Origin of the sequence: Paraburkholderia sp. BR13439, assembly GCF_040948805.1 — a bacterium.
GTDB classification, from domain to species: Bacteria; Pseudomonadota; Gammaproteobacteria; order Burkholderiales; family Burkholderiaceae; genus Paraburkholderia; species Paraburkholderia youngii.
In genome coordinates this window covers 1-252 of sequence record NZ_JBFPKN010000231.1, presented here as the reverse complement: position 1 = coordinate 252, position 252 = coordinate 1, and the positions used below count along the sequence as shown (strand labels likewise).

Here is a 252-nt window from a genome sequence, read left to right as displayed (position 1 = left end):
CAGTCGAGTTGTGGCGCAGGGTTCAGCCTGGCGCCAGGATGGTGAATGAATACGGGCCGACCGAAACGGTTGTGGGTTGCACCTTTTACGAAATTCCGAGCGGATGCGCTGTATCGACGCACGTTCCGATCGGCCGTCCGATTGCGAACACGCGGGTGTATGTGCTGGACGGTCATGGCGAGCCGGTGCCGTTCGGGGCGGTGGGTGAGCTCTACATTGGCGGGGCGGGGGTCGCGCGGGGCTATCTGAACC

Annotated in this window: 1 protein-coding gene; it reads left to right on the top strand. The window is 63.5% G+C overall.

The features are described from left to right. Positions 1-71: 71 nt before the first annotated feature. A partial coding sequence (locus AB3X96_RS42995; RefSeq protein ID WP_368594467.1) for an AMP-binding protein occupies positions 72-252 on the top strand: 181 nt, incomplete at its 3' end.